The organism is Halospeciosus flavus (assembly GCF_029814175.1).
In the GTDB taxonomy this organism is placed as follows: Archaea; Halobacteriota; Halobacteria; order Halobacteriales; family Halobacteriaceae; genus Halospeciosus; species Halospeciosus flavus.
Genome location: NZ_CP122312.1, coordinates 1,393,441 through 1,418,989 on the forward strand (window position 1 = coordinate 1,393,441; position 25,549 = coordinate 1,418,989).

Below are 25,549 nucleotides of genomic sequence, written 5' to 3' on the forward strand. Positions count from 1 at the left end.
TCGACACCGACTGAACCCGATTCGACCATTTTCGTACACGCACACCACTGATGTCACAGTCACTCGCTGTCCACCTCGACGGTGTCACGAAACGCTTCCCGGGGGTCGTCGCCAACGACGACGTCGACCTCCGCGTCGAAGAGGGCACCGTCCACGCCCTCCTCGGCGAGAACGGCGCGGGGAAGACGACGCTGATGAACGTCCTCTACGGTCTCTACCAACCGGAAGAGGGGACCGTCTCCGTCCACGGGGAACCCCGCGACTTCGACTCGCCGCGCGACGCCATCGACGCGGGCGTCGGCATGATCCACCAGCACTTCATGCTGGTCGACACGATGACCGTCGCCGAGAACATCGTCCTCGGCCAGGAACCCCGCAAGTGGGCCGGTCTCGCGGTCGACCGCGAGCAGGCCGTCCAGGAGGTCCGTGAACTCTCCGAACGCTACGGCTTCGACGTCGACCCAACTGCGACCGTCGACGACATCTCCGTCGGCGAACAACAACGCGTCGAGATCCTGAAGGCGCTCTACCGCGGCGCGGACGTGCTCATCCTCGACGAACCGACCGCCGTCCTCACACCACAGGAGGTCGAGGAACTCTTCGACGTCTTCGAGGAACTCACCGAGAGCGGCAAGACGATCATCTTCATCTCGCACAAACTCGACGAGGCGATGGCCGCCGCCGACGACATCACCGTCCTCCGCGACGGGAAGAACGTCGGGACGGTCGACGCGGACACCGCGACCCGCGAGGAACTCGCGGAGTTCATGGTTGGCCGGGAAGTCCTCCTCGAAGTCGAGAAGGAGTCGGTCGCGCCCGGCGCGCCGGTCCTCACCGTCGAGGACCTGACCGTCGACGACGACCGCGGCATCGAGGCGGTCTCCGACGTCGACTTCGACGTGCGCTCGGGCGAGGTGTTCGGCATCGCCGGGGTCGACGGGAACGGCCAGTCCGAACTCGTCGAGACCATCACGGGCCTCCGCCACGCACGCGAGGGCGAGGTCGCCCTCCACGGCGAGTCCATCGACCGCCTCTCCCGTCGCGAACGCATCGACGCGGGCATCGCCTACATCCCCGAGGACCGACAGGAGCGCGGACTCGTGATGGACTTCGACCTCGTCGAGAACGCGACGCTCGGGAGCCAACACGGCGTCTTCGAGCGCTCGGGCCGAATCGACTGGGACGGCGTCCGCGGGCACGCCGAGGACGTCATCGACGAGTACGACGTCCGACCGGCGAACGCGGACGCCGACGCGAAGGCCCTCTCGGGTGGGAACCAGCAGAAGTTCATCGTCGGCCGGGAGTTCGAACGCGACCCGGACCTCGTCGTCGCCGTCCACCCCACCCGCGGGGTCGACGTCGGTTCCATCGAGTTCATCCACGACCGCCTGCTCGAACTCCGCGCGGAGGGGAAGGCCGTCCTGCTGGTCTCCTCGAAACTCGACGAGGTCCAGCAGTTGAGCGACCGCCTGGGCGTCGTCCACGACGGCGAGTTCATGGACGTCGTCGACCCCGACGACGTCACCGAAGAGGAACTGGGTCTCCTGATGGCGGGCGAACGGGCCGACACGCCCTCGATGCCGGCCATCGCCGGTGCGGCCGGGGCCGAGGCCGAGGGTGACACCGGAGGTGTCGAGCGATGAGTCGCGCCGCCGACCCCGAACACGAGGACAAAGAGCGCGGGCCGTGGCACGACCGGGCGCGCAACACGCTCGGCCGCCTCGTCGAGGCCTCCGCGCTCGAACGAGTGCTCATCAGTTTCGCGGCCCTGCTGACGTCCATCGTGGTCGGTGCGTTCGTGATGCTCCTCGCCGGGTGGCTCGCGACGTGTCCCTCGGGCGCCGCGTCACTCTGGCCGCTCACCCTCCTGCCGGGGTGGGCCGGCGCGACGATGCGCGTCCCGGTCCTCGGGACCTTCTGTTACAACCCGCTGGAAGTGTACTGGTACCTCTTCGTCGGGTCGTTCGCGAACCCGCAGTCGCTGTCGTTGTCGCTGTTCAACCTCTCGATCACGCTCAAGGAACTCACCCTCCTGCTGTTCACCGGCCTCTCGGTGGCCGTCGCCTTCCGCGCCGGGATGTTCAACATCGGCGCCCAGGGTCAACTGGTGCTGGGCGCGCTCGCCAGCGCGCTCGCGGTCCTCTGGGCCGCACCGTACGTCCCCGCGGGGACGGTCGGCACGCTCGTCTTGATCCCGCTCGCCGTCGTCGTCGGCGCACTCGCCGGTGGGCTCTACGCCGCCATCCCCGGCGCGCTGAAGGCGTACGCCGAGGCCAACGAGGTCATCACCACCATCATGCTCAACTTCGTCGCCGCGGACCTCGCGTTCGTCCTCGTCAGTAACTACTTCCAGGCCGAGGGCGTCCAGACCGTCCGCACCGCGACCATTCCCGAGTACGCACAGCTCAACCCCGTCCTCTTCGGGTCGGGCGCACCCTTCTCGCTCGTCGCGTTCGTCTTCGGCCTGTTGCTCGTCGCCGGCATCGCGCTCTTCCTCACGGAGACCGCACTCGGATACGACCTCCGCGTCAGCGGAATCCAGCCGAAGGCCGCCGAGTACGGCGGCGTCGACGCCGAGTCGACGATGGTGACGAGCATGGCGCTCTCGGGCGCGCTCGCCGGCATCGGCGGGACGGTGTACGTCCTGATGGTGCTCGGCTACTTCCAGGCCGGCGTCCCGTCACTCGGCTTCGACGGTATCACCGTCTCCATCCTCGCCGGCAACAACCCCCTCGGCGTCGTCCCCGCCGCGCTGCTGTTCGGCGTGCTCAAGAGCGGGAGTATCACCATCGAGTTCGCGCTGGGCGTCCCCCGACAACTCGTGGGCGTCCTCCGCGGCCTCATCATCCTCTTCGTCGCCATGCCGGAGTTCTTCCGGTTGCTCGGCAAACACGCGGGACTCGGAGAGCAGGCCGCGGCCAGCGGAGGTGAGCGCGAATGAACGTCGACCCCGCGACGTGGCCCGAGACGGTCGCCGGCTGGTCGCGTGGCAAGCAGGTCGCCGCCGGCGTCGCACTCGTCTCCACGGTCCTGTTCCTCGTCTTCTTCGGGGACGTCCTCGTCGAGACGCTCCTCATGGTTCCGACCGTCGTCGACGCCTCGGCGGTCGGGTCCGCCCTCCGCCTCGCCGTCCCCATCGCCTTCGCGGCGCTGGGCGGTATCTTCGCCGAGAAGAGCGGCGTCATCAACATCGGTCTCGAAGGGTTGCTCATCGTCGCCGCGTTCACCGGCGTCGCGACGGTCTCGCTGCTCGGCGAGGGTAGCACGACCAGTCAGTGGATGGTCTGGACCGGTTTCTTCGCGGCAATCGTCGCGAGTACCCTCCTCTCGGCGCTGTTCGCCGTCGTCTGTATCCGCTACGAGGCCGACCAGATCATCGCCGGTCTCGCCGTCTGGTTGGTCGCGCTCGGACTCGCACCGTTCGCCTCCCAGGTCGTCTGGGGGTCGGTCAATAGCCCCTCGGTGCCGACGCTGAACAACTGGACCATCCCGGTCCTCTCGGACATCCCCATCGTCGGCGGCATCCTCTTCGACGCGCTCCCGACGGTGTACATGATGCTCGTCGCCGTCCCGCTGTGCTGGCACGTCCTCTACCGGACGAACTTCGGCCACTGGGTCCGTGCGAGCGGGGAGAACCCGAAGGCCCTCGACACCGCCGGCGTCGACGTGAAACGCGTCCGCTACGCGAGTGTCCTGCTGTCGGGCGTGTTCTCGGGCATCGGCGGCGCCGGACTGGCGCTCGGACAGGTCGGCCAGTTCATCGGTGGCGGGACGACGATGGTCTCCGGCCGCGGGTGGATCGCCATCACCGCCTACCTGTTCGGTAACTACAACCCGGTCGGCGCGTTCGGCGCCTCCCTACTGTTCGCGGGGCTGAACGCCCTCCAGATCCGACTCCAGCAGATCCAGGGCTACGAAGTCCCCGACCCCGTCATCGGGATGATTCCCTACCTCACCGTCGTCGTCGTGCTCGCGCTGGTCGGCCGCACCCGGATTCCCGAAGCGTCCGGCGAGCACTACGAGTCCGGCGAGGAGTAGCGGGACCGAGGAAGAGCGAGCAGAAGCTTTCAACTTCGGGGCGACCGACCGACTCGCTATGAACCTCCGGTCGCTCTTCTGGAACGACGACGAACGCCGCCTCCGCGCGGGGTGGCGTCTCCTCCTCGCCTTCCTCTTCGTCGCGGTCCCGACCGTCGTCGCGAGTGGACTCTTCGCCGTCACGGTCGGCCTCGGCACGGGGTCGCCACGCCTCGTCGCGCTCACGGTCAGCACCGTCGGAATGCTCGTCGGCGCACTCGTCGGGATACCGCTCGCCGCCCGGTTCCTCGACCGCCGGCCGGTCCGTGCCTACGGCTTCCACCTCGACCGGGACTGGTGGCGGGACTTCGGGTTCGGACTCGCACTCGGGGCGGTGCTCGTCTCCGCCATCGTCGCCGTCGAACTCGCGTTCGGGTGGGCGTCGGTCACCGGCGTCCTCGTCGTCCGTGAGGCGTGGGGGTCGTTCGCCGTTCCGCTGGCACTCGAACTCGCCCTCTTCTGCTGTGTCGCCTTCTACGAAGAACTGCTCGCCCGCGGCTACCTGCTGCGGAACGCCGCCGAGGGACTCGTCGGGTTCGGCCGTCGGCGGGCGCTCGCCGCAGCGCTCGCCTGCTCCTCGCTCGTCTTCGCGCTCGCGCACGCGGCGAACCCCGACGCGACGGTGACGAGCGTGCTCGGCGTCCTCGTCGCCGGCGGTTTTCTCGGAATCGGCTACGTCCTGACGGACGAACTCGCGCTCCCCATCGGCGCCCACCTGTCGTGGAACACCGCGATGGGCGCGGTCTACGGACTGCCGGTCAGCGGTCTCACCCTCCCGGCGACCGTCGTCGCCGTCGACCAGCACGGTCCGACCGTCGCGACCGGCGGGAAGTTCGGACCCGAGGCCGGTCTCCTCGGCGTCGCCGCGGTCCTCGTCGGCGCCGGCGCCTGCGTCTGGTGGGCGCGGCGGACCGGCCGCGAGTCGTTCGACCCGACGGGATTCACCGGCCGGGGCGACGAGTGAGTCGACGCGCCCGCCGGAACCGTTTAGCGTCCGGGGCGTGCACGCCGACCCGTGAGCGGTAGTCCCCTCCGCGCGATGACCTACAACGTCCGGTTGGACACCGACGAGGACGGTGAGCACGCGTGGCCCCACCGCGCGGACGCCGTCGCGTCGACCGTCCGATTCCACCGCCCCGCCGTCGTCGGGTTACAGGAGCCGAAGGCGAACCAACTCCGCGACCTCTGCGAGCGACTGCCGAACTACACGTTCGTCGGCGAACCCCGCGACGGCGAGGACGGGGAGCACACGCCCGTCGGCTTCCGCTCCGAGCGCTTCGACTGCGTCGACCACGACACCTTCTGGCTCTCGGAGACCCCCGACGACGTCGGGAGCGTCGGGTGGGACGGCTCGCACCCACGAATCGCGACCTGGGCCGTCCTCGAAGACGCGGCGAGCGACACGCGGTTCGTCCACGTCAACACGCACCTCGACCACGAGGGCGAGACCGCCCGCCTCGAAGGTGCACGACTCGTCCGCGAGCGCGCCGCCGACCTCCGAGAACACGGACCGGTCGTTCTGACCGGCGACTGCAACTGCGAACCCGGCGAGCCAGCCTACGACGCCCTCACGGCCGAGGCGTCCCCGTTCCGGGACGTCCGCGACGTCTCACCCCACGCGCCACACGGTCCGCGGACGTCGTTCACGGAGTTCGACTCGCTCGTCGAGGACATGCTCATCGACCACGTATTCGTCACCGGAGCGTTCGACGCCGAGCAGTGTGGGACCGCCACCGACCACGACGACGCGGGCCACTACCCCTCCGACCACCTGCCCGTCGTCGCGAACCTGCGACTCGACGAGAGTTCATAAGAGAAGCCGGGACCAGAACGCCGGTGTCCTGAACGCGGGCCGGTCGGTCTCGCGGGTGTGCGGCCACGCCGACCGGCGAGCGACGCGACGTGGCCGCCTGTTCGCCCCCTCGTCCCCTCCGGCCGACTCAGGCCAACCAGTCTTCGGGTTTGGTGTCGTAGTCGACGCCGTCGGCCGAGAGGTGCTCGACGTCCGCCCAGTCGAGTTCTTCGCGCTCGAACTCCTCGCCGTCGTAGCGGATGCGCACGCCCTTCTCCTCGGGTTCTGGCTCGCGGTTCTGTCGCTGGGCGAGTTCGATCTCCCGTTCGTCGAGGTCCTTCACGATGGTCGTGAGGTTGACCGGTCGTCCCCAGAGGTCGAACACTCGTTCGAGCGTCTTGCGGGCCTGCGCGACGTCGAGTGCGACGCCGTTGTAGCGGTGTTCGAGCAGGAGTTCGTTCCGGTTGCGGAAGTTGCCGTCCGCGACGACTACCGTGGGCTTCCCGAGGTTCGTGAAGCGCAAGAGGAGTTTCTTCTTCACGTCCGCGGCGTCGACGCTCGCCGCGTGGTACTGCCCGGTCGAGTAGCTGTACTCGTAGGTGAAGTAGTCGTTCGCGTCGACGAACTCCTGGGTGAGGAACTCGTCGACGAACGTGACGTCGTTGTGGCTCTCGCGGACCGAGAACATCCGTTCCCAGGCGACGGTCCGGTCGACGTCGTCGAGCGCCTCCTCGACGCTCTCGTAGCGGTCGGTCTCGAAGAGATAGCGCGAGATCTGTTCGAGTTCGTCCCGCCCGATAGCCCGGAGGAACCCGTGGTTCTGCGGTTTCGCCAGCGAGTAGTGGCGCACCGCCAGTCCCTCGAAGGTGAGCGCCTCCCACGGGTAGCGTTCGAGGTCGGTCTCGCCCTCGCGAGCGCGCTGGACCGCAGTGTGGTCGACCCACGCGTCGGGGAGGTCCGAGAGGTCCTCGACGGACGTCACCGAGTCGACGGCCTCGGGCGGTTCGAGGTGCTCCTGTACCGCGTCGAAGTCGACAGCGTCGTGGAAGTTCCGCCAGGTGATGCCCTCGACGCGGAGGAGTTTCTCCGCGACCTCGCGGCGGTTGGCCGTGTTCTCGAGGTACTCCCAGAGTTGCTTGCCGAGTTTGTAGGGGTTGAACCCCGGCGAGTTGAGGACGCGGGCCTGGTGGTCGGCGTAGTCGAGGAACTCGTCGACGCCGGCGAACGCCTCTTCGCCCATCATCAGCGACTCCCACTTCGAGTTGTGGTTCACCAACCCGGCTGCAGCGTATCGATGGGTTTCTTCGACGGAGATATCGTATACGTCTTCAGTTCCTTCTTCGAGTTCGACGACTTTGTCTGTCCACGTCTCCGTCTCGAACCAGGCAAGGTCGTCGAGATAGGTGTGTAGCCGTTCGGACTTCTTGACGTACGCAAACCCGATTTCGTCGGCGAATATCTGTGCAGATTCTCCGGTCAGGTGGACGTGGTAGCAGCCGTCCGTCTGTTCACGCCAGCGGCTCAGAATACCGAAGTTCGTGAGCAGTAACTGTACCTGCTGACTCAGTTCCTCGCTCTTCGTGCTGAGGATTGCCCCCTGTTCTCCAGCGTAGCCGTCGGCGTCGAAGAGCCCAGTGAGGAACTCGGCGACGACTGGCTTCGGCGAGCGGAGAATCTTCGAGGGAATCGTCTTCTTCGCGGCCGACTTGCCCCCAGGCAGGTCGCATTCCTCTCTGAGGAAGTTGACCAGATTCGCTGAGTAGAGATAGACACGCCAACGTGAGCCTTGCTCTTCGAGCGACGGCTCAATACTGAATAGTTCGGTAGCGAGGGTCGCGAATTCTTCAGCGTACTCTCTCGATGCGGTCGTAAATCCGACTTGTTTCGAAGCGACGGAGACGTGGCCGTCACCGATGAGCAATCCGAGGAATCGACCGAGGTCTTCGGTTACCTCGTTCGGAATCCGGATAGGATCGCGCTGGGCGACACTCTGGTTCTCACCGTCGTACTCAGTGAGTGCCGTCTCGATAGCCTCAGACTTTCGCGCCTGGCCGGTCTCTCGATATCGCATCACGGTCCACAGAGAGACGCCGGCCTCGTCGGCAACGTCCTGGAGTGTGGTGTTCGTCGGATTATCCCAGTCGACCGGGGCGTACTCCGTTGGCCACACTCCATTGCCGCCGGAAATCGCTATTTCGTCACCTTGAGAGAGTTCGTCAAGGCGTACCCACGACCCGTCTGGAAGTCGAATACGGTGGTTATTCGACCCGGTGAGCTCGAACCCACGACGTGTCTGCACAGTGACGGTCTCGTGGTCAGGGATGACGTTCGAGTCGTATACACGTCGTTTCTGGTCGCCGTCAGAGACAGAGACGTGCGAGTCAACGACGTCCTCCATCGGAATTAGCCCGTCTTCGGTAAACGTGAGGGTATCCGGGGCGACACAGGCCCACCCCTCGTTCATCACCTTCGTCATCTTCTGCGGGGCGAAGTAGTAGGCCTCCCGGCGGAGACAGTCGAGGACGTCGACCTGCCACTCCTCGAACTCGACGGCCTTCTCGGCGTCCTCGTCGTAGCGCTTGCCGTGCTCGCGGAGGAACGCGAGGAGGTCTGGCTCCGGTTCGGCGGGGACGGTCGGTGTCTCGCCCTCCTCGCGGTTGTCGTCGAGCCACTCCTCGTCGAAGATGGCGGCCGACACCTCCTCGGAGAGGCCGAGTTCTTCGAGCGTCTCCTCGACGTCGGGACCGTCGACGTCGCCGTCGCCGTCGAGTGGCCGTTCCTCGTAGACGTGGTGCTGGTCGACGTTGTCCTCCAGACAGAGCACGCTGTCGACGAACGCCTCGACCTCGGAGCGTTCGACGTCGGGGTCGGCCATGTGCTCGCCGATGGTTTCGGCGTGGCGTTCGAGCATCGCCGCGGCGTCGGGGTCGTCGCGGAACATCCCGAACCACTGGTTGTTCGCGAAGAAGTCCGAGTGAGCCTCGACGTGCGTGATGACCGCCTTCTGGTCGGCCAGCGTGTTCGACTCCTGGAGGAACGCGTGGGCCGGGTCGTCGTTGTTGACGATTTCGAAGGCCTTCCCGCCGAGGTAGCGGTTCTGCTTGCGCTGGCGGTCGTACTGCATCCCCCAGCGCCAGTGGGGATAGCGCGTCTGGAACCCGCCGTAGGCGATGAGTTCGTTCATCTCGTCGTTGTCGACGATCCAGTAGTTCACGTCGTACGGTTCGAGTCCGAGTTTCTCGGCGAGGCGGCGCGCCGCCGCCGCCGGTTCTTCGAGGTCGTCGGCGATGCGTCGTTTCTCTCTGTCGGCAGGTCTCATTCTGAATCACCCCCACCCTCGGTGCTGAGGATGGTCTCGATGGCGTCGGTCACGTCGTCGCGGCCGCCGACGTGGGCGACGGCCACGTTGTCGGCGTCGCCGAGGCGTTCTTGCACCTTGTCACCGTGGCGACCCCGCTGGACCGACCCGGGTTGGGTCTCCACGTAGGCGTGGAGGTTGGCGTCGATCTCCTCCATCAGCGAGACGACGTTCTCCTCGGTGTCGCTGTGGGAGTTCTCGCCGTCGCCCGCGGCGAAGACGTAACGGTTCCACTCGTTCCAGGGGTACGCTGAGAGGAGTTCGTCAGCGAGTTCGTACGCGCTGGAGATCTTCGTCCCGCCGCCGGAGCGGATGCCGAAGAACTCCTCGCGTTCGACCTCCCAGGCCTCGACGTCGTGGGCGATGTAGACGAACTCGGCGTTGTCGTACTTCCCCTGGAGGTACCAGTCGAGGGGCGTGAACGTCCGCTCGACGAGTTCGCGTTTCTCCTCGCGCATCGAACCGGAGACGTCGCGGATGTTGACGACCACGACGTTCTTCTCGTACTCCTCCTCGATCTCGGGGTAGCGGAAGCGCTCGTCCTCCCGTCGGAAGGGGACGCGGTCGACGCCCTCGCGACGGATACGCGCGGCCGTCGACTCCTGTTCGACGTTCGCCTCCATGGTGTCGATACTCGGCCACGTCGAGCGCTCCTCGTCGTCGAGGTCGCGGGCGCGGTCGGCGATCCAGGCACGGGAGACGGGGATGTTCTCCCCGCGCGCCCAGCGGAACACCTCGTCGACGCCCCAACCGTCGACCTTCAGCGCCTCCTCGACGTACGACTCGTCGAAGTCGGTCGCGAGTTTGCGCTTCAGGCCGCGCTTGAACAGGCTGTCGAAGTCGAGAGTGCCCTTCGGCCCGCTCTGGGCGATGTCGTTGAAGTCGCCCTCGGACTCTTCGGCGACCTTCTTGCCCTTGGGTTCGAGGTCGAGTCCGAGGCGGTCGTCGAGTTCCTCGGCGAACTCCTCGGGGTCCATCTCGTAGTACTCGTGTTCGCCGGCGCTGTCGCCGGCCTCGTCGCCGTCGCCCTCCTCGTCTCCGTCGCCGTCCCCGTCGCCCTGTCCGGGTTGTGGCTGGCCGACCGGCTGGCCGGGTTGGGGTTGGCCGCCCTGGCCCTGTCCGACTCCACCCTGGTCGAGTTGGTCGTACTCGAACTCGGGGAGGTCGACGATTTTCACCGGCACCTGGATCTTCTCACCGTCACCGAGTTCACCGTGCGAGATGAACTCGGCGAGGTCTTGGCGACGCTGTTCACCGACCTCCCGGTAGCGTTCGAGGTCTTCTCTCAGTCCCATCGGTAGCTCACCTGATTCATGACGTGTCTGCTGGTCAGTTCGGCCGACGCCGGTGTGTAGCCGAAGTCGGCGACGAGGCGCTCGACGGTCGCCTCCTTCACGCGTTCGGTCTCGGTGCCCTCGGGCGGGTCGTCCCACTGGTCGGGGTCGAGGTCGGGGAACGCCCGCGCGACGTCGTCCCAGTCGGTCGCGTCGAGGACGGTCTCGATGACTGGAATCTCCGAGAGGTCGACGTCCTGCACGCGGAAGTCGTCGGTTCGGTGCTCCCACGCGTGGCGGTTCAGTGCGGTCAGAATCTTCCCCTCGCGGAACTCGCGGACCTTCTTCGAGGGGTCGGTGCCGTCGTAGGCGTCCTCGTCGAAGCGACCGAGGTGCTCGGTCTCGAACACCTTCATCTTCAACGGGTCGGGGTCGTCCTCGCCGTCCGGGCCCTCGACGGCACCGTCGGTCGCCCACGCGTAGACGTGTTCGACGTACTCCTCGACGGTGGCCTCGTCGACCGTCCGCTCGAACATGATGGCGTCGACTACGTCGTCTTCCTGCCGGGCGAACACCTCGTCTTTGACCGCGACGACGCGGTCCTCGTAGCGTTCGCGCTCCGCGTCGGAGAAGACCGGCGCCTCGGCGAGTCCGTCGACCATCGCGTTCAGCACGTCGCGGGGCATGACGACGTCCTCGACCGGGAGGTCGGGGTGGTGGCGGTCGGTCTTCGCGTGCAGGAGGTCCGAGAGGACGTCCCGCGTGAATGTGACTGGGACGCCGTCCTGGCCCTCCTCGCGGTCGCCGAACTCCACGTCGTCGAGCGTGACGCGTTCGTCGCCGTCGCGGAGGTACCCGCGGTCGTAGAGCAACGCCTTGTCCACGAGGTCCATCCCCGAGGGGAGGTCGTCGTCGTGGAGTCTGGTGACGACGTCGTAGAGCGAGGCCGCGGCGACGGCGTGGGGGGCGAACTCCCGCACGCGGCGCTCGCCGTCGGATTCGACGGTCACCGCGACGCGTTCGCGGGTGCGCGACTCCTCTTCGGCCTCGGTCCACACTCTCGTCTCACCGAGGAGTTCGCGACGGAGGAGTTGGGCTTCGAGACTCGCGTTCGTCAGGTAGGTGAACTCGCGGCGGTCGAGGCGGCGCTTGAGTGCCTTCAGCGGGTCGAAACGCTGCTTGTCGGCGTGCTGGTTCAGTTGGGCCTCGAGGTCGTGGTTCGAGATGACCAGCAACTGGGTGTCGACGTCCATGTGGATGCCCTTGTCCAGTTTGACCGCCCCCTCGTCGGGGACGTTCAGGAGTTTCCGCAGGAGGTCGGCGTGCTGGGCCGCGTCCTCGACGACGGTGATGCCGCTGTTCCCCTGCGAGAGGACGCCGTCGTAGCTGAACGCCTGCGGGTTCTTCCGCCCGCGGGAGTCGAGGCGGGCGAGTTGCTCGGGCATCCACGAACCGACGAGACGCTCCTTGGGTGAGCCGGCGTCCTCGGAGTGGAGCACGCCGATTCCCTGCCCGACGTCCATCACGTAGTTCTTCACCCGGAGATGGGCCGGGTCGGTGACCGCCGCGAAGCGGTCGTCGCGGCCCTCCCTGCGGTACTGCTCTTCGAGGAAGTCGTAGGCTTCCCGGCAGAACGGGTCGAGACCCGTGTCAGCACGGGGCGGAGCTACGTCGTCCTCTTCGGCGACGGCGTCGAGGATACGCTCGCGCGTCTCGGGTGGGAACACGGCCAGCGGATTCGACTGGACCGGACTCTCGTACCACTCGTCGTCGTCCGGTCGGGTGTCGCCACCGCCGTAGGTCAGGCCGGGGTCGGCGTCCGCGGCGGAGACGTTCCACTCGACGGTGTAGCGACGGCCCCCCTCGGTCTTCGAGTAGGCGCGCAGGCCGTTGACGAGACAGCGTTTGAACTCCGATTTCCCGGTGGCGGTCGGGCCGGTGAACCAGAGAATCTTCTCCTCTTTCCCGCGGCCGGCGGCGACGCTCCGCAGGTCGTCGACGAACCCGTTGAGGAGTTCCGTGTTGCCGAGGACGGCGTGTTCGCCGTCGTTGGCGGGGTCGTCGAAGAAGCGGTAGCGCTCGCGCTCTTCGCCGTCCTCGACGACCTCGCGGGTCCCGAAGTGCTCGATGGCGTCGAGCAGGTAGCGCGAGGCGTGGGCCGCTCGCGTCGGGTGGTCGTCGAGGGTGTCGACGAACTCCGCGAGGCTCATCGGCTCCTCGCGTGCGTCGGCGAGTTCCTCGTCCGCGGCGCGGAGGTAGTCCTCGGTCATGGTTCACTCCGCTTCCAGTTCGGAGCGGGCGACCTCCGCGCCGGCGAACTCGAGGACTTCGCGCGCACCACCCTCGGAGTAGCCGCGCTCTTTGAGTGCCTCGACCCACGCCGAGCGCTCCTCGCCGAGGTCGTTGGCCGACACCAGCGCGGAGAAGTTGATGTTGTGTTTCTTGTCCTCCCAGAGTTTACGTTCGAGGGCGCGGCGCAGGCGCTCGTTGTCCTGCGGGTGGAAGGTGTCGCCCTCGCGGGCGCGCCGGGAGACCCAGTTCGAGACCTCCTGGCGGAAGTCGTCCTTCCGGTCTTCGGGGACCTCCAGTTGCTCCTCGACGGCGCGCAGGAACGTCTCGTCCGGTTCGCGGTCGCGGCCCGTCACCTCGTCGGCGACGGTGTCGTCGTCGATGTAGGCCATGACGTGGTCCATGTACTTCTCGCCCTGGCGCTGGATCTCTTCGACGTCGTAGGCGAGCGCGTGGCGGACGTCCTCGATGGCGCGCTCTTTGTACTCCTCGCGGACCATCTCGAGGTAGCGGTGGTAGACCTCGAAGCGCTCTTCGGGGATGGAGCCGTGGTTCTCGAGGTTCTCCTCCAGGTGGACGAACACCGTCAGCGGCGAGAGGAACCCGCGGTCGCGGTGCATCGAATCCATGATGGCCTCGGCGATCTCGTCGCCGATGAACCGCGGGGAGACCCCCTCCATCCCCTCCGCGACGTCGGCCTTGTCGGCGCCCTCCTCACGGAGTTTCTTCACGTCGACGTCCTCGGTCTCGTCGACCTCGCCGTTGTACGCCTTCGCTTTCTGCACGAGGTCGACGGTGTCGTTGTCCGGTTCCTCGACGCGGGTGAGGACGCCGAACAGTCCCGCCATCTGGAGGGTGTGTGGCTCGACGTGGATGTCCGGGACGTCGGCGTTCCGGAGGAGTTTCTCGTAGATCTGCGCCTCGTTTTCGTACTCGAGGACGTACGGGAAGTCGACGCGCTTGGTGCGGTCGTTGAACGCCTCCATCGTCTCGTCGCCGGTCTTGTCCCGGTACTCGGGCATGTTCGTCCGGCCGACGATGACCTGATCGATGTCGATTCGGGGGTTGTTCTTCGGCTTGATCGTCTGCTCCTGGGTGGCGTGCAGGAAGTCGTAGAGGAACTCCTTCTGGAGTTTGAGGAGTTCTTCGCCGCTGAACAGCCCGCGGTTGGCGTTACAGAACGCCCCCGAGAAGTCGAACGCGCGCGGGTCGGACTCGCCGTAAACGGCGATCTTCGAGTAGTCGACGTCGCCGGTGAGTTCCGTCTCGTCCTGGTTCTTCTTGTCCTTGGGCTCGAAGGTCTCGATGCCCTCGCGGCGGTTCTCGTCGGCGACGAACCGGACGATCTCGACGTGGTTCTCGAGGACGGCCTGGAGGTCGTCGTCGTAGTGCGCCAGAAGCCGGTCCATGTAGAACTCGGACTCGGGGTCGAGCGCCTGGTCGTTGCGGAGCGTGTAGGGCGCGTCGAGACCCTCGTTCATGTCGTCGAGGACTTCCTGGCGCTGCTCCTTCGGGAGCAACACGAGGGGGTCCTGGTTCATCGGCGACCGGACGGTGTCGTCCGCGGGGTCCTGGTCGTCGACGATCTCGCAGAGGTTCGTCCAGCGGAAGGTGTACATCCGCCCGGCGTCGCGGCGGGTGTAGTCCTCGAAGTAGGTTCGCACCTGCGAGTCGAACGCCGACTTCCCCGAACCGACCGGCCCGAGGAGCAGGAGGATACGCTTCTCCGGGCCGAGTCCGCGAGCGCCGCTCTTGACCTTGTTGACGAATTCGTGGATAGCCTCGTGGACCTCTCGGCCGTAGAACGTGTTCTCGCCGTCGTGGAGCGGGTCCTCCGAGGCGAGTTCGTACTCGACGAGGGCCGCGTCCTCGTCGTAGGTCGTCCCGTAGTAGTCGAACATGTCGGCGAGCCGCTGGTGGGCCGCCCGTGCGACCTTCGGGTCGTCCTGGCACTGTTCGAGGTACCACGCGAAGTCGTGGGCTTCGCGGAGGTCGTCGGGCGTGGAGTCACGGTACTGCTCGCTGAGCCGTTCGAGTGTGTTCCCAGGCATGGTTAGGTCGTGGCGCTTGCCGTGTTCTTTGTTACCGATGCACACAGCCAGTGCGACCCACCACGATTCGGGTTCGACGTGCGCGACGGCGGGGGGAGGGCGGGGCGCAGTGCCGGTGCGGTATCGGTACTGGTTTATGTTAACGGCTCACACGACTAAAAGGGTTACCCTCACACCGATGACGGGTGGTGGTACCAGGGATTTACCTCACCTCCACTTTGTACTTAAATGTTCACCACGCAGACGGCCCTGTGCGGTCGTTTTCGACGGGTCTCAGTCGCCGCCCTGGTGTTCCTCGTGAAACTTCGCGACGAGGAATTCGGTCGCCGGTTTCTTCTCCCCCTGGGGGACGAAGACGAACGGAATCGGCGTGTCGAACGCCCGCTCGCCGTACAGTCCCCAGTCGCCGACCGACCGCGTCGTCCCGCCGTACGCGATGGGGATGTCCCGCAGTTCTCCCGGTTCGTACTCGGGGACGTACGAGCGTTCGATCCACACCTCGTGGGTCGGGAGGTCGAGTTCGTCGGCGAGCGCGCGTTCGAGTCGGTCCGCGTTCGTGGTCAGCCACTCACCAAAGGCGTCAAGGTCCACGTCGACACGGTCCGCGTACGCGATGCGGTGTTTCCAGCAGGTCTTGGGGAACCGGCGCGCTCGGAATCGGTCGTAGAGCGCCGCGAGCGTCGAGTCGGGGTGGTCGCGGGCGGCGTGGCGGAGCCGTTCCATCAGCGTGTTGTCGTCGATTTCGCCGTCGAGGACCTGGTCGACGGTCACCGGCCGCTCGTCGGTGAGGTCGTCGAGTTCGTCGAGCATCGCGCGGAGGAGGACGTTGGCGTACACCGACTTGTGGTGTTGGGTCACCCACATGTAGAGCGCGATGCGCCCTTCGAGGTAGTTGCCGATAGTGCTCAGTGCCTTCTCCGAGAGCGCGAGTCCCTCCTCCGGGTGGGCGGTGTAGGCGTCGACCATCCGGTCGGTGTCGAAACTCAGGACGTCGGCGCCGGTCATCCGGTTGTCGCGGGTGATGTAGTCGAGTCGGTCGACGTCGATGGGCGAGTGGAGGAGTTGTGCACCGAGGCCGAACTGCCACGGTCCGCCGCGCTCGTAGACGAGACTGTACCCCAAGACGTAGCCACACACCTCGTAGGGGTCGACACCGAGGCGCGACAGCGCCTCCCGGTACTCGCGGAGGACCGTGAGACAGCCGAGGAGTTCGTGGGGACTCGCGTCCCCGAGGGGGCTGTCGTCGAGTCCCGCCTCCTCGAAGGCCTCGACGAGTCCGTGGTCGTCGAGGCGCGCGTACAACTCGTCGGTGTCGAGGAAGCGCTCGGCGAGGTGAGAGAACGGCGGGTGGCCGACGTCGTGGAGGAGACAGGCACACTCCAGCGTGCGCTGAATCTCGTCGAGGACGCCCTCGTCGGTGTTCCGGGTGAAGTAGGTCTGCGTCCGGAGGTTCTCGAAGACGGTCCGGCCGAGGTGGTAGACGCCCAGACTGTGCTCGAAGCGCGTGTGGTTCGCGCCGGGATAGACGAGGTGCGTCGCCGAGAGTTGCCGGACGTAACGCATCCGCTGGAACGGACGCGTGTCGACGATCCGGTCGACGAGTGACTGGTCGAGTTCGATGTAGCCGTGGACGGGATCTTTGATCTGTGTCGTCGGCATGAGGAGACACCGCGTTCCGTCGCGGCGGGACGCGACAGCGGAGGTACCACGCCTACCCGCCGTAGCGCCGTCGGGTTTTCGGTCTCCACCCGGGTCGACAGCCGCCCGGAAGAATTGGCACACGTCGCCAACCTCTAAGTCTCCGCCCGTGAACGGGGTAGGCATGGACGAGACGCGCAGGGAACTTCTCGAGTTGCTCCGGGAGAACGCCCGCTACGAGGTCGCCGACCTCGCACGCCAACTCGGCGTCGACGCCGAGACGGTCGAAGAACACCTCGCCGCGCTCGAACGCGCGGGCGTCCTCCGCGGCTACACCGCCGTCGTCGACTGGCGGAACGTTGACGAGGAGCGCGTCCGCGCGAGCGTCGAGTTGAACGTCGAACTCGACCGCGAGACCGGCTACGAGGACATCGCTCGCCGTATCGCGAAGTACCCCGAGGTGCGCGAACTCCGCCTCGTCAGCGGGGACTACGACTTCGCCATCGAGGTGGAGGGCGAGTCGATGAACGAGGTCTCGCAGTTCATCTCCGAGCAGATCGCTCCCATCCCGGAGATCACCCAGACGGTCACCCACTACGTGATGGAGACCTACAAGGAGGCCGGCATCGACTTCGAGCGCGCCGACGAGGACGACCGACTCACGTACTCGCCATGAAGCTCTCGGAGCGAGCGAAGCAGACGCCGCCCTCCGGCATCCGGCGGTTCTTCGAGATAGCCGAGGAGATGGACGACGTCATCTCCCTCGGCGTCGGCGAACCCGACTTCAGCGCGCCGTGGGCCGCCCGCCGCGCCGCCATCGACTCCCTCGAACAGGGGAAGACTTCCTACACGTCGAATCGCGGGATGCGCGAACTCCGCGAGGAGATTTCCGAACACGTCCGGCGCTACGACCTCGACTACGACGCCGAAGACGAGATTCTCGTCACCACGGGTGTCAGCGAGGCCGTCGACCTCGCGATGCGCGCGCTAGTCGACCCCGGAGACACCGTCGCCGTCGTCGAACCAGCCTACATCTCCTACGGCCCGGACGCCTCCTTCTCGGGTGGCGAGACCCTCTCGGTCCCCACGCGCGCGGAAGACGAGTTCCGCCTCACCTACGACGCCCTCGCCGACGCGGGTGCCGAGGATGCCGAGGTGCTCGTCATGTGCTTCCCGAACAACCCCACCGGCGCGGTGATGACCGAGGACGACCTGGTGGAGGTCGCGGACTTCGCGAAAGAACACGACCTCGCCGTCCTCTCCGACGAGGTGTACGCCGCACTCACCTACGGCGACGACCACACCTCCATCGCCACGCTCCCGGGGATGCGTGAGCGGACGCTCGTGTTCAACGGCTTCTCGAAGGCCTACGCGATGACCGGTCTCCGCCTCGGCTACGCGATGGGACCGCCCGAGGTGGTCGACGCGATGAACCGCATCCACCAGTACACGATGCTCTCGGCGCCCACCACCGCCCAGCACGCCGCCCTCGAAGCCCTCCGTACCTGCGACGAGGACGTCGTCTCGATGCGCGAGCAGTACAACCGCCGGCGGCGCTTCGTCCTCTCCCGTTTCGAGGAGATGGGCATGGACTGCTTCGAGGCGAGGGGCGCCTTCTACGTCTTCCCGCGGTGTGGTGGCGACGACGAGCAGTTCGCCGAAGAACTCCTCCGCGAGGAGGGCGTCGCCGTCGTGCCGGGCCGGGTCTTCGCCGAGAGCGGCGAGGGCCACCTCCGCATCTCCTACGCCCGTTCGCTGAGTGAACTCCGCGAGGCGATGAACCGCATCGAGTCGTTCTACGAGGACTGGGAGGCGGAGTAGTCCCACCCGAGTGGGGGCGTAGCACGGCTCAGTCGACGTTTATCCCCGATGACGACGCACTCTCCCCCATGGAGTACGACGTCTCCTACGGCCCGTCGTTCGCACAGTTGACCGTCGACCTCGACGAGGGCGAGTCCGTCGACGCGGAACCCGGCGCGATGGTCGCCACGTCCGAGGGTATCGCGATGGAGACGGGCACCGCCGGTTCGGGTGGGCTACTCGGCGCCGCGAAGTCCGCGCTCGGCGGCGAGTCCTTCTTCGTGAACACGTTCCGGGCCGAGCAGCCGGGTCACGTGAAGTTCGCGCCACCGCTCCCCGGTGACGTGGTCGCCCACGAACTCGCCGACGAGACGCTCTACCTCCAGTCGGGGGCGTTCCTCGCGGCCGAGTCCGACGTCGAGGTGAGTTCGGGTCTCGGCGGCGCCACCTCCTTCTTCGGCACCGAGAGTCTGGTCCTGCTCGAACTCTCCGGGCGCGGCCACGCCTTCTTCGGGAGTTACGGCGCGGTCGACCGCGTCGAAATCGCCGCGGGCGAGACCTACACCGTCGACACCGGCCACGTCGTCGCGTTCGACGAGACGGTCTCCTTCTCGACGCGCTCCATCGAGCGAGGGCTGAAGGGCAAACTCTTCGGCGGCGAGGGGTGGGTCTGCGACTTCACAGGGCCGGGGACGGTGTGGCTCCAGACGCGTGACTTCGAGGCGCTCACCGCACGCCTCGCCGCGGAACTCCCGACCGGCGGGAACTGACCGAGAAACTCTCAGCCGACGTATCCCCGTACCTGTCGCCAGTGGAGGAGCGAGAAGCCCAGCAGGATGACGAGGAAGCCGACGAGCGCCTCGGGCCCGAGCACCTCGCCGAGGAGCACCCACCCGAAGACCGTCGCGACGACCGGGACCACGTAGTTGACGAGGTTCACCTTGTACGGGACGAGGCTGTCGAGTAACTCGAAGTAACAGATGAACCCCGCTGCACCCGGGAGGATGGCGATGTAGAGGAGCGCGGCGATGGAGAGCGGCGTCCACTGGACGGCCGCGAGCGACTCCCCGGAGGCGAGACTCCCGACGTGGATGAGGAGCGCGCCGAGGAACATCGACCACCCAGTGAGCGGTCGGGCGTCGAGTCGCTGGTCGAGGCGTTCGGCGAGCGTGCTCCCGAGCGCGATGGCGACGACGCCACCGAAGACGAGTAGCGGGCCTCGCAGTCCGCCACTCTCACCGCCACCGAGGCCGCCGAGTCCGCCGAGTCCGGCGACGTCCGGACCGACGAGGACGACGACGCCGGCCAACCCACACAGCAGTCCGGCGGCGTCGCGGACGGTGATGTCCTCCTCGGGGAGCAACACGCGGCTGAACCCCGCGGTGAGGACCGGGTTCATCGCGACGAGAATCGCCGCGATGGCGCTCGGAACGTACTGTTGGCCGAGGAACAACAGCGCGTGGAAGACGGCGAAGATGAGGACGGCGCGGACGAGAATCTGCTGGGCGTCGGCCCACCCCCGCGGGACCCAACGCTCACACGTCGCCGCGGCATAGGCGAGGACGACGAGGCCGCCGAATTCGTAGCGCAGCGCCGCGTAGAGTACCGGTGGGAAGTAGTTGAGGCCGAACTTGATTGCGACGAACGCGGACCCCCAGAGGAAGGCGAGTGTGAGGAACAAGACGACGTCTCGACGGTCCGCCATAGTTGGACCGCGGAGAGGAGGAAGTAAAACGTACCGCTGTGGGCAACGTGGGCGGTCGACCCACGGGTGCGAGATCGGTCCCGCGGGCGACCTATCGGACGGCGGCGAACTCACGCCGGACGAACCGGGCGAGCAGGCGGAAGCGGTGCCGGAGGACGCGCCGGCCGTGGGGCGCGAACCGAGTCGAGAGTCGGCCTGCGACGAGACCGGCCAGCAGGGCAGCGTGGACCGGGTGCGTCAGCAGGTACAGGGCGACCGGGATCGCGGCGGCGAAGAGGAGGGGCTTCCACGGCGCGGGTGCCCGTCGGTAGGCGCGCTGTACGTCGAATCGTCGGTGGTCGGGTCGTCGCATCTGTTCGCGGTGGTCGGGTGGCGGTTCGGGGACGGTGCTAGTGGGGCGGGCCGACGTCGCGGACGTCGCGGACGTCGACGCGTTGGACGCCGAATCCCTCGCGGAGGGTTTCGGCGACGTGGTCCGCGTCGATTTCGGTGTCGGCGTCCCGGTCGGCGGCGAGCGTCAGGTCGACCCGGACGTCCGTGTGGACGGTGTTGAGGTCCGGGCGAACTGCCGTCACGCCGAGGTCTTCGACGGCGTCGACGGCGTCGACGCGTTCGACGACGGACTGTGCTCCGTCGACGAGGGTGCCCTGGTCGTTGCGCGGGACCTGAACGCGGAGGTCGGCGGTGACACCGACTCGTGGCATCTGGATGGCCATACGCTCCCGCCGAGCGTCGAACTCGGCCGGCGGCCCTGTCCGCGGGAGCGGCACGCTCCCGTCGCTGTGACGTCGTTCGCGGCGGCGTCGGAGAAGGCGTATCCCGGTCCGGTTCCGTTCGGCGGTCGCGGACCGGGGACGCACCCCGAGTCCGCCGCGTGTGACGTCACGCGGCGGCGGGATGCGCGCTGATGCGGGCGGATGCGAGAGACCACCCGGATACGCACACCCCGGCACCCTTCGGTGCGCGGAGAGACCCCGCGCTCGTGGCGAAGCGAGCGGCGGGGTTCGGTGTGCGGTAGGTGGTCATCTCGGGTCACCCGCGAATCGCCCTCGTAGGGCGACTCACGTGACTGGAGTGTCAACGGGTGAACCCATAAGCCTTACCCGTGTGTGTCAGTCGGTGACGTACGACTCGGCCCGGAGCTGTCGGTAGGCGTCGGCCATCGTGGCCATCGAGAAGACGAAGACGACGGTGTTGAGGAACACTTCGAGCACTTCGAGGGCGACGAAGGGGACGAGACCGAACAGTCGGTTCGTGAGGAAGACGGCGACGAACGCGTCGAGCAGCGAGAACACCCCGAACGATGCGACGAGGGCGAGGACACGCAGTCGGTGGCCCGCGGTAGCCCGCCAACTCCGCCGAATCGCGCGCGGGAAGGGTGCGTCCTCGACGGCGATGTAGAACTGCGTGAACAGCATCCCGAGGTACGCGAGGACACCTGGGACGACGAAGAGGAGCGTCCCCGCGGCGACGACGAGCGCGACGGTCAGTCCGCCGACGACGAAGTGGAAGACGGCCCACCCCGCACGACGCCGGAAGACGCCCGGCGGAAGCCCGTGTTGGCAACCGCGTGCGAACGCCCGCGTCAGGACGACCGTGAGTGAGACGAGTCCGAGACCGGTCACCGCGAGCGCGAGTGCGTACACGGGGTAGCTGGCGTGGTAGCCGAGCGGCGACGTGACTGGCGTCAGGACGAGCGAGCCGGAACGACTGGCGAACAGCCGGGAGACGAGACCGTAGACGGTCGACTGGAACACCGTGAACAGGAGCGCGTAGGCGAGGTAGAGACAGACGCCGACGGGCGTCACGAGTTGGGCCGCTCCGCTCCGGAGCGCCCGACCGACGCGCAGAGTCATACCCCACCTTCGAAATCGGGGACCGAGTGCGTTTCGACTACGCCCTCAGGTTTCGGACTCGTCGAGCCACCGGGGGACCTCGGGCGGTTCGTAGGCCTCGAAGCGGTCGAGCAGGTCGTCGGGGTCGTCGGCGACGAGGACGAGGTCGCGGTGGTCCTCGGAGACGAACCCCTGCGCGGTGGCGTGGTCGAAGAAGGAGACGAGGTCGTCGAAGTAGTCTTCGACGGCGAGAAAGCCACAGGGGTCCCGGTGGATGCCGAGTTGTGCCCAGGTGAGGATTTCGCAGATCTCTTCGAGCGTGCCGAGTCCGCCGGGGAGCGCGGCGAACCCGTCGGCGAGGTCCGCCATCGTCTGTTTGCGCTCGTGCATGGAGTCGACGACCCGGAGGTCGCTGAGTTCCTGGTGGGTGACCTCGCGGGCGTCGAGGGCCTCGGGGATGACGCCGACCGCCTCGCCGCCGTGGTCGAGGACGGCGTCGGCGACGGCGCCCATCATCCCGACGCTCCCACCGCCGTAGACGAGTGTGAGGTCGCGCTCGGCGAGCGTCCGCCCCATCTCCCGGGCGGCGTCGAGGTACTCGGGTCGATCACCGGGACTCGAACCGCAGTACACGCAGACAGCGTCCATGTCGACGGATTCGCGCGGGCCACTCCTGAAGGTTGCGCGTTCACGGTCTCGATGGGGTCACGGTTGCCACGTGACTCGGCCGGTGGAGACAGCGCGTGCTGCCGGCGAAGGTTCACGTACGAAGACGGGACCAGACGCCCCGTGCGATAGCTGGAGCGACACGCCGGCCACGCGACGTCGGCCGGACACCGGCGTGTCGAGAGCGGAGCGTCCGGTCCGTCAGCCACTCAGAACTGCTCGTCGACCTGTCGGTAGGTCGCTTCGAGGTCGCCGGAGTTGTCGATGGTGACGTGGTCCATCTCCACGGGGTCGAACGTCTCGGTGAAGATGTCGTAGACGTCGACGTCGGCGTCGCTCTCGTCTTCGGTCCGCGAGCGGATGCGCTCTCTCGCGACGTCCTCGTCGCACTCGACGACGACGAGTTCGAAGTCGGCGCCGGCGTCGGCCGTCCGCTCGCGCGCCCACTCGCGGTAGCGCACGTCCTGAAAGGTCGCGTCGACGACGACGCTCTCGCCCGCTTCCAGCCGTTCGCGCGCCCGGTCGAGCACCTCGCGGTAGACGGCCGACACCTCCTCCTCGGTGTACTCGGGGTCCGGGAAGAGTTCCTTCCTGACGACGTCTGTCCGCAGGCGTTCGGCGTCGAGGCGCTCGGCGATGGCCTCCGCGACGGTCGTCTTCCCCGTACCGGGGAGTCCACAGACCGCGACGAGTCGGGTCACTACCGGAGAGTCGGGGCGTCGGCGCCTAAAAGTTCGCGGAGTCGGCCGGTCGTCCGCGAGGTCTCACTCGGGTTCGTGCGCTCCGTCGAAGCACTCCTCCAGCGGAGCGACGACCTCGTCGGCGACGGTGTAGGGGTCCGTCTCGCGGTCGAGGACCCGGTCGACCAGGTGGTCCATCCCGCCGCGACGCTCGATCTCGTCTTCGAGGAGCGCACTCGCGTCTTCGCGGAGGAGCATCCGGATCTCTTCGGCGTATCGCTGGCGCTCTTTCTCCTCGCGCTCGCCGGTCTCGTCGAGCCACTCGCCGTGGGCCGCGAACGCGTCGAGGAGTTCCTCCAGTCCCTCGCGCTGGGTCGCGACCGTCTCGACGACGCGGGGGTCCCAGCCGTCTTCCTCGCGGTCGCGCATGTCGAGCATCCCCTTCAACTCCGAGACCGTCTTGTCCGCGCCGGCGAGGTCCGCCTTGTTGACGACGAAGACGTCGCCGATTTCGAGGATCCCCGCCTTGAGCATCTGGATGTCGTCGCCGGAACTCGGTGGGACGAGCACCGCGACCGTGTCCGCGGTCTTCACGACGTCGACCTCGTTCTGTCCGGCGCCGACCGTCTCGATGATGATCTTGTCTTTGCCGAAGGCGTCGAGGGCCTTCACCGCGTCGCCGGTCGCCGTCGAGAGACCGCCGAGGCTCCCGCGCGCGGACATCGAGCGGAAGAAGACGTCCATGTCCCCGACGTTGCTCGCCATCCGGACGCGGTCGCCGAGGACGGCCCCGCCGGAGAACGGCGAGGACGGGTCGACGGCGATGACGCCGACCGTCAGCCCCTCGTCGCGATAGGCCTTCGCGAGTTTGTCGACGAGCGTCGACTTCCCGGCGCCGGGGCTCCCGGTGATGCCGATCACGTCGGCGTGGCCCGTGTGCTGGTGGAGCGCCGAGACGATGTCGCGGTAGTCGGCCTCTCGATTCTCGATCTTCGTGATGACGCGGGCCAGCGCGCGGTGTTTCCCCGCCAGCAACTCTTCGACGAGTCGTGGCTCGCCGCCGTCGGAACGCAGTTCCGACGAGGGTCGCCTCGTGTCTCTCGGCTCGTCGCCGTCCTCGTCCTCCATCCTATCGTTTGACGTTCTGGCGGACGAACTGGATAGTCTCTTCCATCTCCGTGCCGGGACCGAAGATGGCGTCGACTCCCTCTTCGTAGAGTTTCTCGCGGTCGTCGTCGGGGATGATTCCCCCGACGATGAGCAACGTGTCTTCGAAGGCATCGTACTCCTTCAGGCCCTCGACGACCTTCGGGACGAGCGTGTTGTGCGCACCCGAGAGGATGGAGATCCCGACGACGTCGACGTCCTCCTGGACGGCCGCGTTGACGATCTCGTCCGGCGCCTTGTGGAGCCCCGAGTAGATGACTTCGAAGCCGGCGTCGCGGAACGCCCGCGCGATGACGTGGGCACCCCGGTCGTGCCCGTCGAGTCCGACCTTCGCGATGAGACAGCGGATGTTCCGCTCCTGCTCTGTCCCTGCTTCGACACTCATACGTGAAGGTTACACACACCCGACTTTCACTCTAACGGTCACGAACGATACTGTAGTTGCGCTACAGCAACTCAGTTTGACCGCCGAAGCGAAAGAGGGTATAGTCTGACGCCGGAAGGGACGGCCATGAGCCGTCCAACCGACGCGGTCCTCGACGGGCCGACCGGCGAGTGGTTGGCCGACCACGCGAAACTCGTGACGGCCGTCCTCTCGGTGGTCGGCTACGGACTCGTGGCCTCGGCGTTCGCCGGCGTGATCCCGTTGTTCCCCGACCTCACGCGCGCACAGGTACTCCTCTTCTCCGACCTCATCGCCGTCGTGAACACCACCGCGCTGGTCGTCCTCCTCGTCGGATGGCGCGCGATTCGCCGCGGGGACGTCGCCCGCCACCGACGGGCGATGGTGACGACGTTCCTCCTCATCTGCGTCTTCCTCGTCCTCTACCTCTGGAAGGTCGGTGGTGGCTTCGAGAAGTCCATCGTCATCCGGCAGGGACAGTTCCTAGACCAGTACGCGGGCGTCGTCGAACCGCTCTACCTCCTGATGCTCGCGGTCCACATCGTCCTCTCCGTCGTCGCGGTGCCGGTCGTCCTCTACGCCATCCTCCTCGGACTCACCCACCCGCCCGACGAACTCGGCGACACCGCCCACCCGCGCGTCGGCCGCGTCGCGGCGTTCGCGTGGGGACTCAGCCTCTTCCTCGGCGTCGTCACCTACGTCTTGCTCAACCACGTCTACTCGTGGGAGGCGATGGAGCGCGGTCTCCTCGTGCTCCTCGCAGCACCCGGCCTCCGTGTCCGGTGCGGACTCGACGGCGAGGAGTAGGCCCGAG

At 67.1% G+C, this 25,549-nt stretch carries 22 protein-coding genes; 9 read left to right on the forward strand and 13 right to left on the reverse strand.

Annotation, left to right across the window (positions count from 1 at the left end):
- The first annotated feature begins 50 nt into the window (after positions 1 to 50).
- From P0Y33_RS07250 to P0Y33_RS07270, 5 genes are read left to right on the forward strand one after another with little or no spacing between them, the layout of a single operon-like run.
- Positions 51 to 1,643 (forward strand): ABC transporter ATP-binding protein, encoded by a 1,593-nt coding sequence (locus P0Y33_RS07250; protein ID WP_279529869.1) that lies wholly within the window; start codon positions 51 to 53, stop codon positions 1,641 to 1,643.
- Entirely contained in the window at positions 1,640 to 2,941 is a 1,302-nt protein-coding gene (locus P0Y33_RS07255; protein WP_279529870.1) for an ABC transporter permease, read from the forward strand. The genes P0Y33_RS07250 and P0Y33_RS07255 overlap by 4 nt, the downstream gene beginning before the upstream one ends.
- Complete coding sequence (locus P0Y33_RS07260; protein WP_279529871.1) at positions 2,938 to 4,038, forward strand: ABC transporter permease; 1,101 nt, start codon at positions 2,938 to 2,940, stop codon at positions 4,036 to 4,038. Before P0Y33_RS07255 ends, P0Y33_RS07260 begins: the two co-directional genes overlap by 4 nt.
- Positions 4,039 to 4,096: 58 nt before the next feature.
- Entirely contained in the window at positions 4,097 to 5,041 is a 945-nt protein-coding gene (locus P0Y33_RS07265) for a CPBP family intramembrane glutamic endopeptidase (protein WP_279529872.1), read from the forward strand.
- A 51-nt stretch (positions 5,042 to 5,092) separates the two neighbouring features.
- A complete protein-coding gene (locus tag P0Y33_RS07270) occupies positions 5,093 to 5,890 on the forward strand; it encodes an endonuclease/exonuclease/phosphatase family protein (protein ID WP_279529873.1) in 798 nt (265 codons plus the stop codon).
- Between the two features lie 127 nt (positions 5,891 to 6,017).
- On the opposite strand, the gene P0Y33_RS07275 is transcribed toward P0Y33_RS07270, so the two are convergent.
- The 5 genes from P0Y33_RS07275 to P0Y33_RS07295 form a co-directional block, all read right to left on the reverse strand.
- Positions 6,018 to 9,188, reverse strand: a complete 3,171-nt coding sequence (locus tag P0Y33_RS07275) for a SpoVR family protein (protein WP_279529874.1) — start codon at positions 9,186 to 9,188, stop codon at positions 6,018 to 6,020.
- The gene (locus P0Y33_RS07280; protein ID WP_279529875.1) at positions 9,185 to 10,522 is read right to left on the reverse strand and encodes a DUF444 family protein; all 1,338 of its coding nucleotides are present in this window, start codon (positions 10,520 to 10,522) and stop codon (positions 9,185 to 9,187) included. Before P0Y33_RS07280 ends, P0Y33_RS07275 begins: the two co-directional genes overlap by 4 nt.
- The gene (locus P0Y33_RS07285) at positions 10,513 to 12,771 is read right to left on the reverse strand and encodes a PrkA family serine protein kinase (RefSeq protein ID WP_279529876.1); all 2,259 of its coding nucleotides are present in this window, start codon (positions 12,769 to 12,771) and stop codon (positions 10,513 to 10,515) included. The genes P0Y33_RS07280 and P0Y33_RS07285 overlap by 10 nt, the downstream gene beginning before the upstream one ends.
- Positions 12,772 to 12,774: 3 nt before the next feature.
- A complete protein-coding gene (locus P0Y33_RS07290; protein ID WP_279529877.1) occupies positions 12,775 to 14,841 on the reverse strand; it encodes a PrkA family serine protein kinase in 2,067 nt (688 codons plus the stop codon).
- A gap of 273 nt (positions 14,842 to 15,114) precedes the next feature.
- The gene (locus tag P0Y33_RS07295) at positions 15,115 to 16,500 is read right to left on the reverse strand and encodes an HD domain-containing protein (protein WP_279529878.1); all 1,386 of its coding nucleotides are present in this window, start codon (positions 16,498 to 16,500) and stop codon (positions 15,115 to 15,117) included.
- A gap of 163 nt (positions 16,501 to 16,663) precedes the next feature.
- Here P0Y33_RS07295 and P0Y33_RS07300 point away from each other — a divergent pair, with 163 nt between their 5' ends.
- The 3 genes from P0Y33_RS07300 to P0Y33_RS07310 all read left to right on the forward strand — a co-directional run bounded on the left by P0Y33_RS07300 (position 16,664) and on the right by P0Y33_RS07310 (position 19,049).
- Positions 16,664 to 17,155 carry an Lrp/AsnC family transcriptional regulator gene (locus P0Y33_RS07300; RefSeq protein WP_279529879.1) on the forward strand — a complete coding sequence of 164 codons (492 nt, stop codon included), beginning with the start codon at positions 16,664 to 16,666 and terminating at the stop codon, positions 17,153 to 17,155.
- On the forward strand, positions 17,152 to 18,300 hold the full coding sequence (locus P0Y33_RS07305; protein ID WP_279529880.1) for a pyridoxal phosphate-dependent aminotransferase: 1,149 nt from the start codon (positions 17,152 to 17,154) through the stop codon (positions 18,298 to 18,300). The genes P0Y33_RS07300 and P0Y33_RS07305 overlap by 4 nt, the downstream gene beginning before the upstream one ends.
- Before the next feature lie 68 nt (positions 18,301 to 18,368).
- The gene (locus tag P0Y33_RS07310) at positions 18,369 to 19,049 is read left to right on the forward strand and encodes a TIGR00266 family protein (protein ID WP_279529881.1); all 681 of its coding nucleotides are present in this window, start codon (positions 18,369 to 18,371) and stop codon (positions 19,047 to 19,049) included.
- A gap of 11 nt (positions 19,050 to 19,060) precedes the next feature.
- On the opposite strand, the gene P0Y33_RS07315 is transcribed toward P0Y33_RS07310, so the two are convergent.
- The 8 genes from P0Y33_RS07315 to P0Y33_RS07350 all read right to left on the reverse strand — a co-directional run bounded on the left by P0Y33_RS07315 (position 19,061) and on the right by P0Y33_RS07350 (position 24,717).
- A complete protein-coding gene (locus tag P0Y33_RS07315) occupies positions 19,061 to 19,984 on the reverse strand; it encodes a DMT family transporter (RefSeq protein WP_279529882.1) in 924 nt (307 codons plus the stop codon).
- 91 nt (positions 19,985 to 20,075) lie between these two features.
- Positions 20,076 to 20,336, reverse strand: coding sequence for a hypothetical protein (locus P0Y33_RS07320; protein WP_279529883.1), 261 nt, complete (start codon positions 20,334 to 20,336; stop codon positions 20,076 to 20,078).
- A gap of 37 nt (positions 20,337 to 20,373) precedes the next feature.
- Entirely contained in the window at positions 20,374 to 20,844 is a 471-nt protein-coding gene (locus P0Y33_RS07325) for a hypothetical protein (RefSeq protein ID WP_279529884.1), read from the reverse strand.
- 252 nt (positions 20,845 to 21,096) lie between these two features.
- The gene (locus P0Y33_RS07330; protein WP_279529885.1) at positions 21,097 to 21,840 is read right to left on the reverse strand and encodes a hypothetical protein; all 744 of its coding nucleotides are present in this window, start codon (positions 21,838 to 21,840) and stop codon (positions 21,097 to 21,099) included.
- A 45-nt stretch (positions 21,841 to 21,885) separates the two neighbouring features.
- Complete coding sequence (locus tag P0Y33_RS07335; protein WP_279529886.1) at positions 21,886 to 22,467, reverse strand: LOG family protein; 582 nt, start codon at positions 22,465 to 22,467, stop codon at positions 21,886 to 21,888.
- 227 nt (positions 22,468 to 22,694) lie between these two features.
- Positions 22,695 to 23,186, reverse strand: coding sequence for an AAA family ATPase (locus P0Y33_RS07340; protein WP_279529887.1), 492 nt, complete (start codon positions 23,184 to 23,186; stop codon positions 22,695 to 22,697).
- A gap of 63 nt (positions 23,187 to 23,249) precedes the next feature.
- Complete coding sequence (gene meaB / locus P0Y33_RS07345) at positions 23,250 to 24,293, reverse strand: methylmalonyl Co-A mutase-associated GTPase MeaB (RefSeq protein ID WP_279529888.1); 1,044 nt, start codon at positions 24,291 to 24,293, stop codon at positions 23,250 to 23,252.
- Position 24,294: 1 nt separating this feature from the next.
- A complete protein-coding gene (locus tag P0Y33_RS07350) occupies positions 24,295 to 24,717 on the reverse strand; it encodes a cobalamin B12-binding domain-containing protein (protein WP_279529889.1) in 423 nt (140 codons plus the stop codon).
- A gap of 126 nt (positions 24,718 to 24,843) precedes the next feature.
- On the opposite strand from P0Y33_RS07350, the gene P0Y33_RS07355 reads away from it, so the two are divergent.
- Complete coding sequence (locus tag P0Y33_RS07355) at positions 24,844 to 25,542, forward strand: DUF420 domain-containing protein (protein ID WP_279529890.1); 699 nt, start codon at positions 24,844 to 24,846, stop codon at positions 25,540 to 25,542.
- Positions 25,543 to 25,549 lie beyond the last annotated feature (7 nt).

Excerpts from the sequence above, each read along its gene's own strand:
- P0Y33_RS07350 (WP_279529889.1), bottom strand. The coding sequence starts at position 24,717 with ATGAGTGTCGAAGCAGGGACAGAGCAGGAGCGGAACATCCGCTGTCTC.
- P0Y33_RS07255 (WP_279529870.1), top strand. The coding sequence starts at position 1,640 with ATGAGTCGCGCCGCCGACCCCGAACACGAGGACAAAGAGCGCGGGCCG.
- P0Y33_RS07300 (WP_279529879.1), top strand. The coding sequence starts at position 16,664 with ATGGACGAGACGCGCAGGGAACTTCTCGAGTTGCTCCGGGAGAACGCC.
- P0Y33_RS07285 (WP_279529876.1), bottom strand. The coding sequence starts at position 12,771 with ATGACCGAGGACTACCTCCGCGCCGCGGACGAGGAACTCGCCGACGCA.
- P0Y33_RS07355 (WP_279529890.1), top strand. The coding sequence starts at position 24,844 with ATGAGCCGTCCAACCGACGCGGTCCTCGACGGGCCGACCGGCGAGTGG.
- P0Y33_RS07275 (WP_279529874.1), bottom strand. The coding sequence starts at position 9,188 with ATGAGACCTGCCGACAGAGAGAAACGACGCATCGCCGACGACCTCGAA.
- P0Y33_RS07330 (WP_279529885.1), bottom strand. The coding sequence starts at position 21,840 with ATGACTCTGCGCGTCGGTCGGGCGCTCCGGAGCGGAGCGGCCCAACTC.
- P0Y33_RS07295 (WP_279529878.1), bottom strand. The coding sequence starts at position 16,500 with ATGCCGACGACACAGATCAAAGATCCCGTCCACGGCTACATCGAACTC.
- P0Y33_RS07280 (WP_279529875.1), bottom strand. The coding sequence starts at position 10,522 with ATGGGACTGAGAGAAGACCTCGAACGCTACCGGGAGGTCGGTGAACAG.
- P0Y33_RS07250 (WP_279529869.1), top strand. The coding sequence starts at position 51 with ATGTCACAGTCACTCGCTGTCCACCTCGACGGTGTCACGAAACGCTTC.
- P0Y33_RS07320 (WP_279529883.1), bottom strand. The coding sequence starts at position 20,336 with ATGCGACGACCCGACCACCGACGATTCGACGTACAGCGCGCCTACCGA.
- P0Y33_RS07265 (WP_279529872.1), top strand. The coding sequence starts at position 4,097 with ATGAACCTCCGGTCGCTCTTCTGGAACGACGACGAACGCCGCCTCCGC.
- P0Y33_RS07335 (WP_279529886.1), bottom strand. The coding sequence starts at position 22,467 with ATGGACGCTGTCTGCGTGTACTGCGGTTCGAGTCCCGGTGATCGACCC.
- P0Y33_RS07315 (WP_279529882.1), bottom strand. The coding sequence starts at position 19,984 with ATGGCGGACCGTCGAGACGTCGTCTTGTTCCTCACACTCGCCTTCCTC.
- P0Y33_RS07305 (WP_279529880.1), top strand. The coding sequence starts at position 17,152 with ATGAAGCTCTCGGAGCGAGCGAAGCAGACGCCGCCCTCCGGCATCCGG.
- P0Y33_RS07260 (WP_279529871.1), top strand. The coding sequence starts at position 2,938 with ATGAACGTCGACCCCGCGACGTGGCCCGAGACGGTCGCCGGCTGGTCG.
- meaB (WP_279529888.1), bottom strand. The coding sequence starts at position 24,293 with ATGGAGGACGAGGACGGCGACGAGCCGAGAGACACGAGGCGACCCTCG.
- P0Y33_RS07290 (WP_279529877.1), bottom strand. The coding sequence starts at position 14,841 with ATGCCTGGGAACACACTCGAACGGCTCAGCGAGCAGTACCGTGACTCC.
- P0Y33_RS07310 (WP_279529881.1), top strand. The coding sequence starts at position 18,369 with ATGGAGTACGACGTCTCCTACGGCCCGTCGTTCGCACAGTTGACCGTC.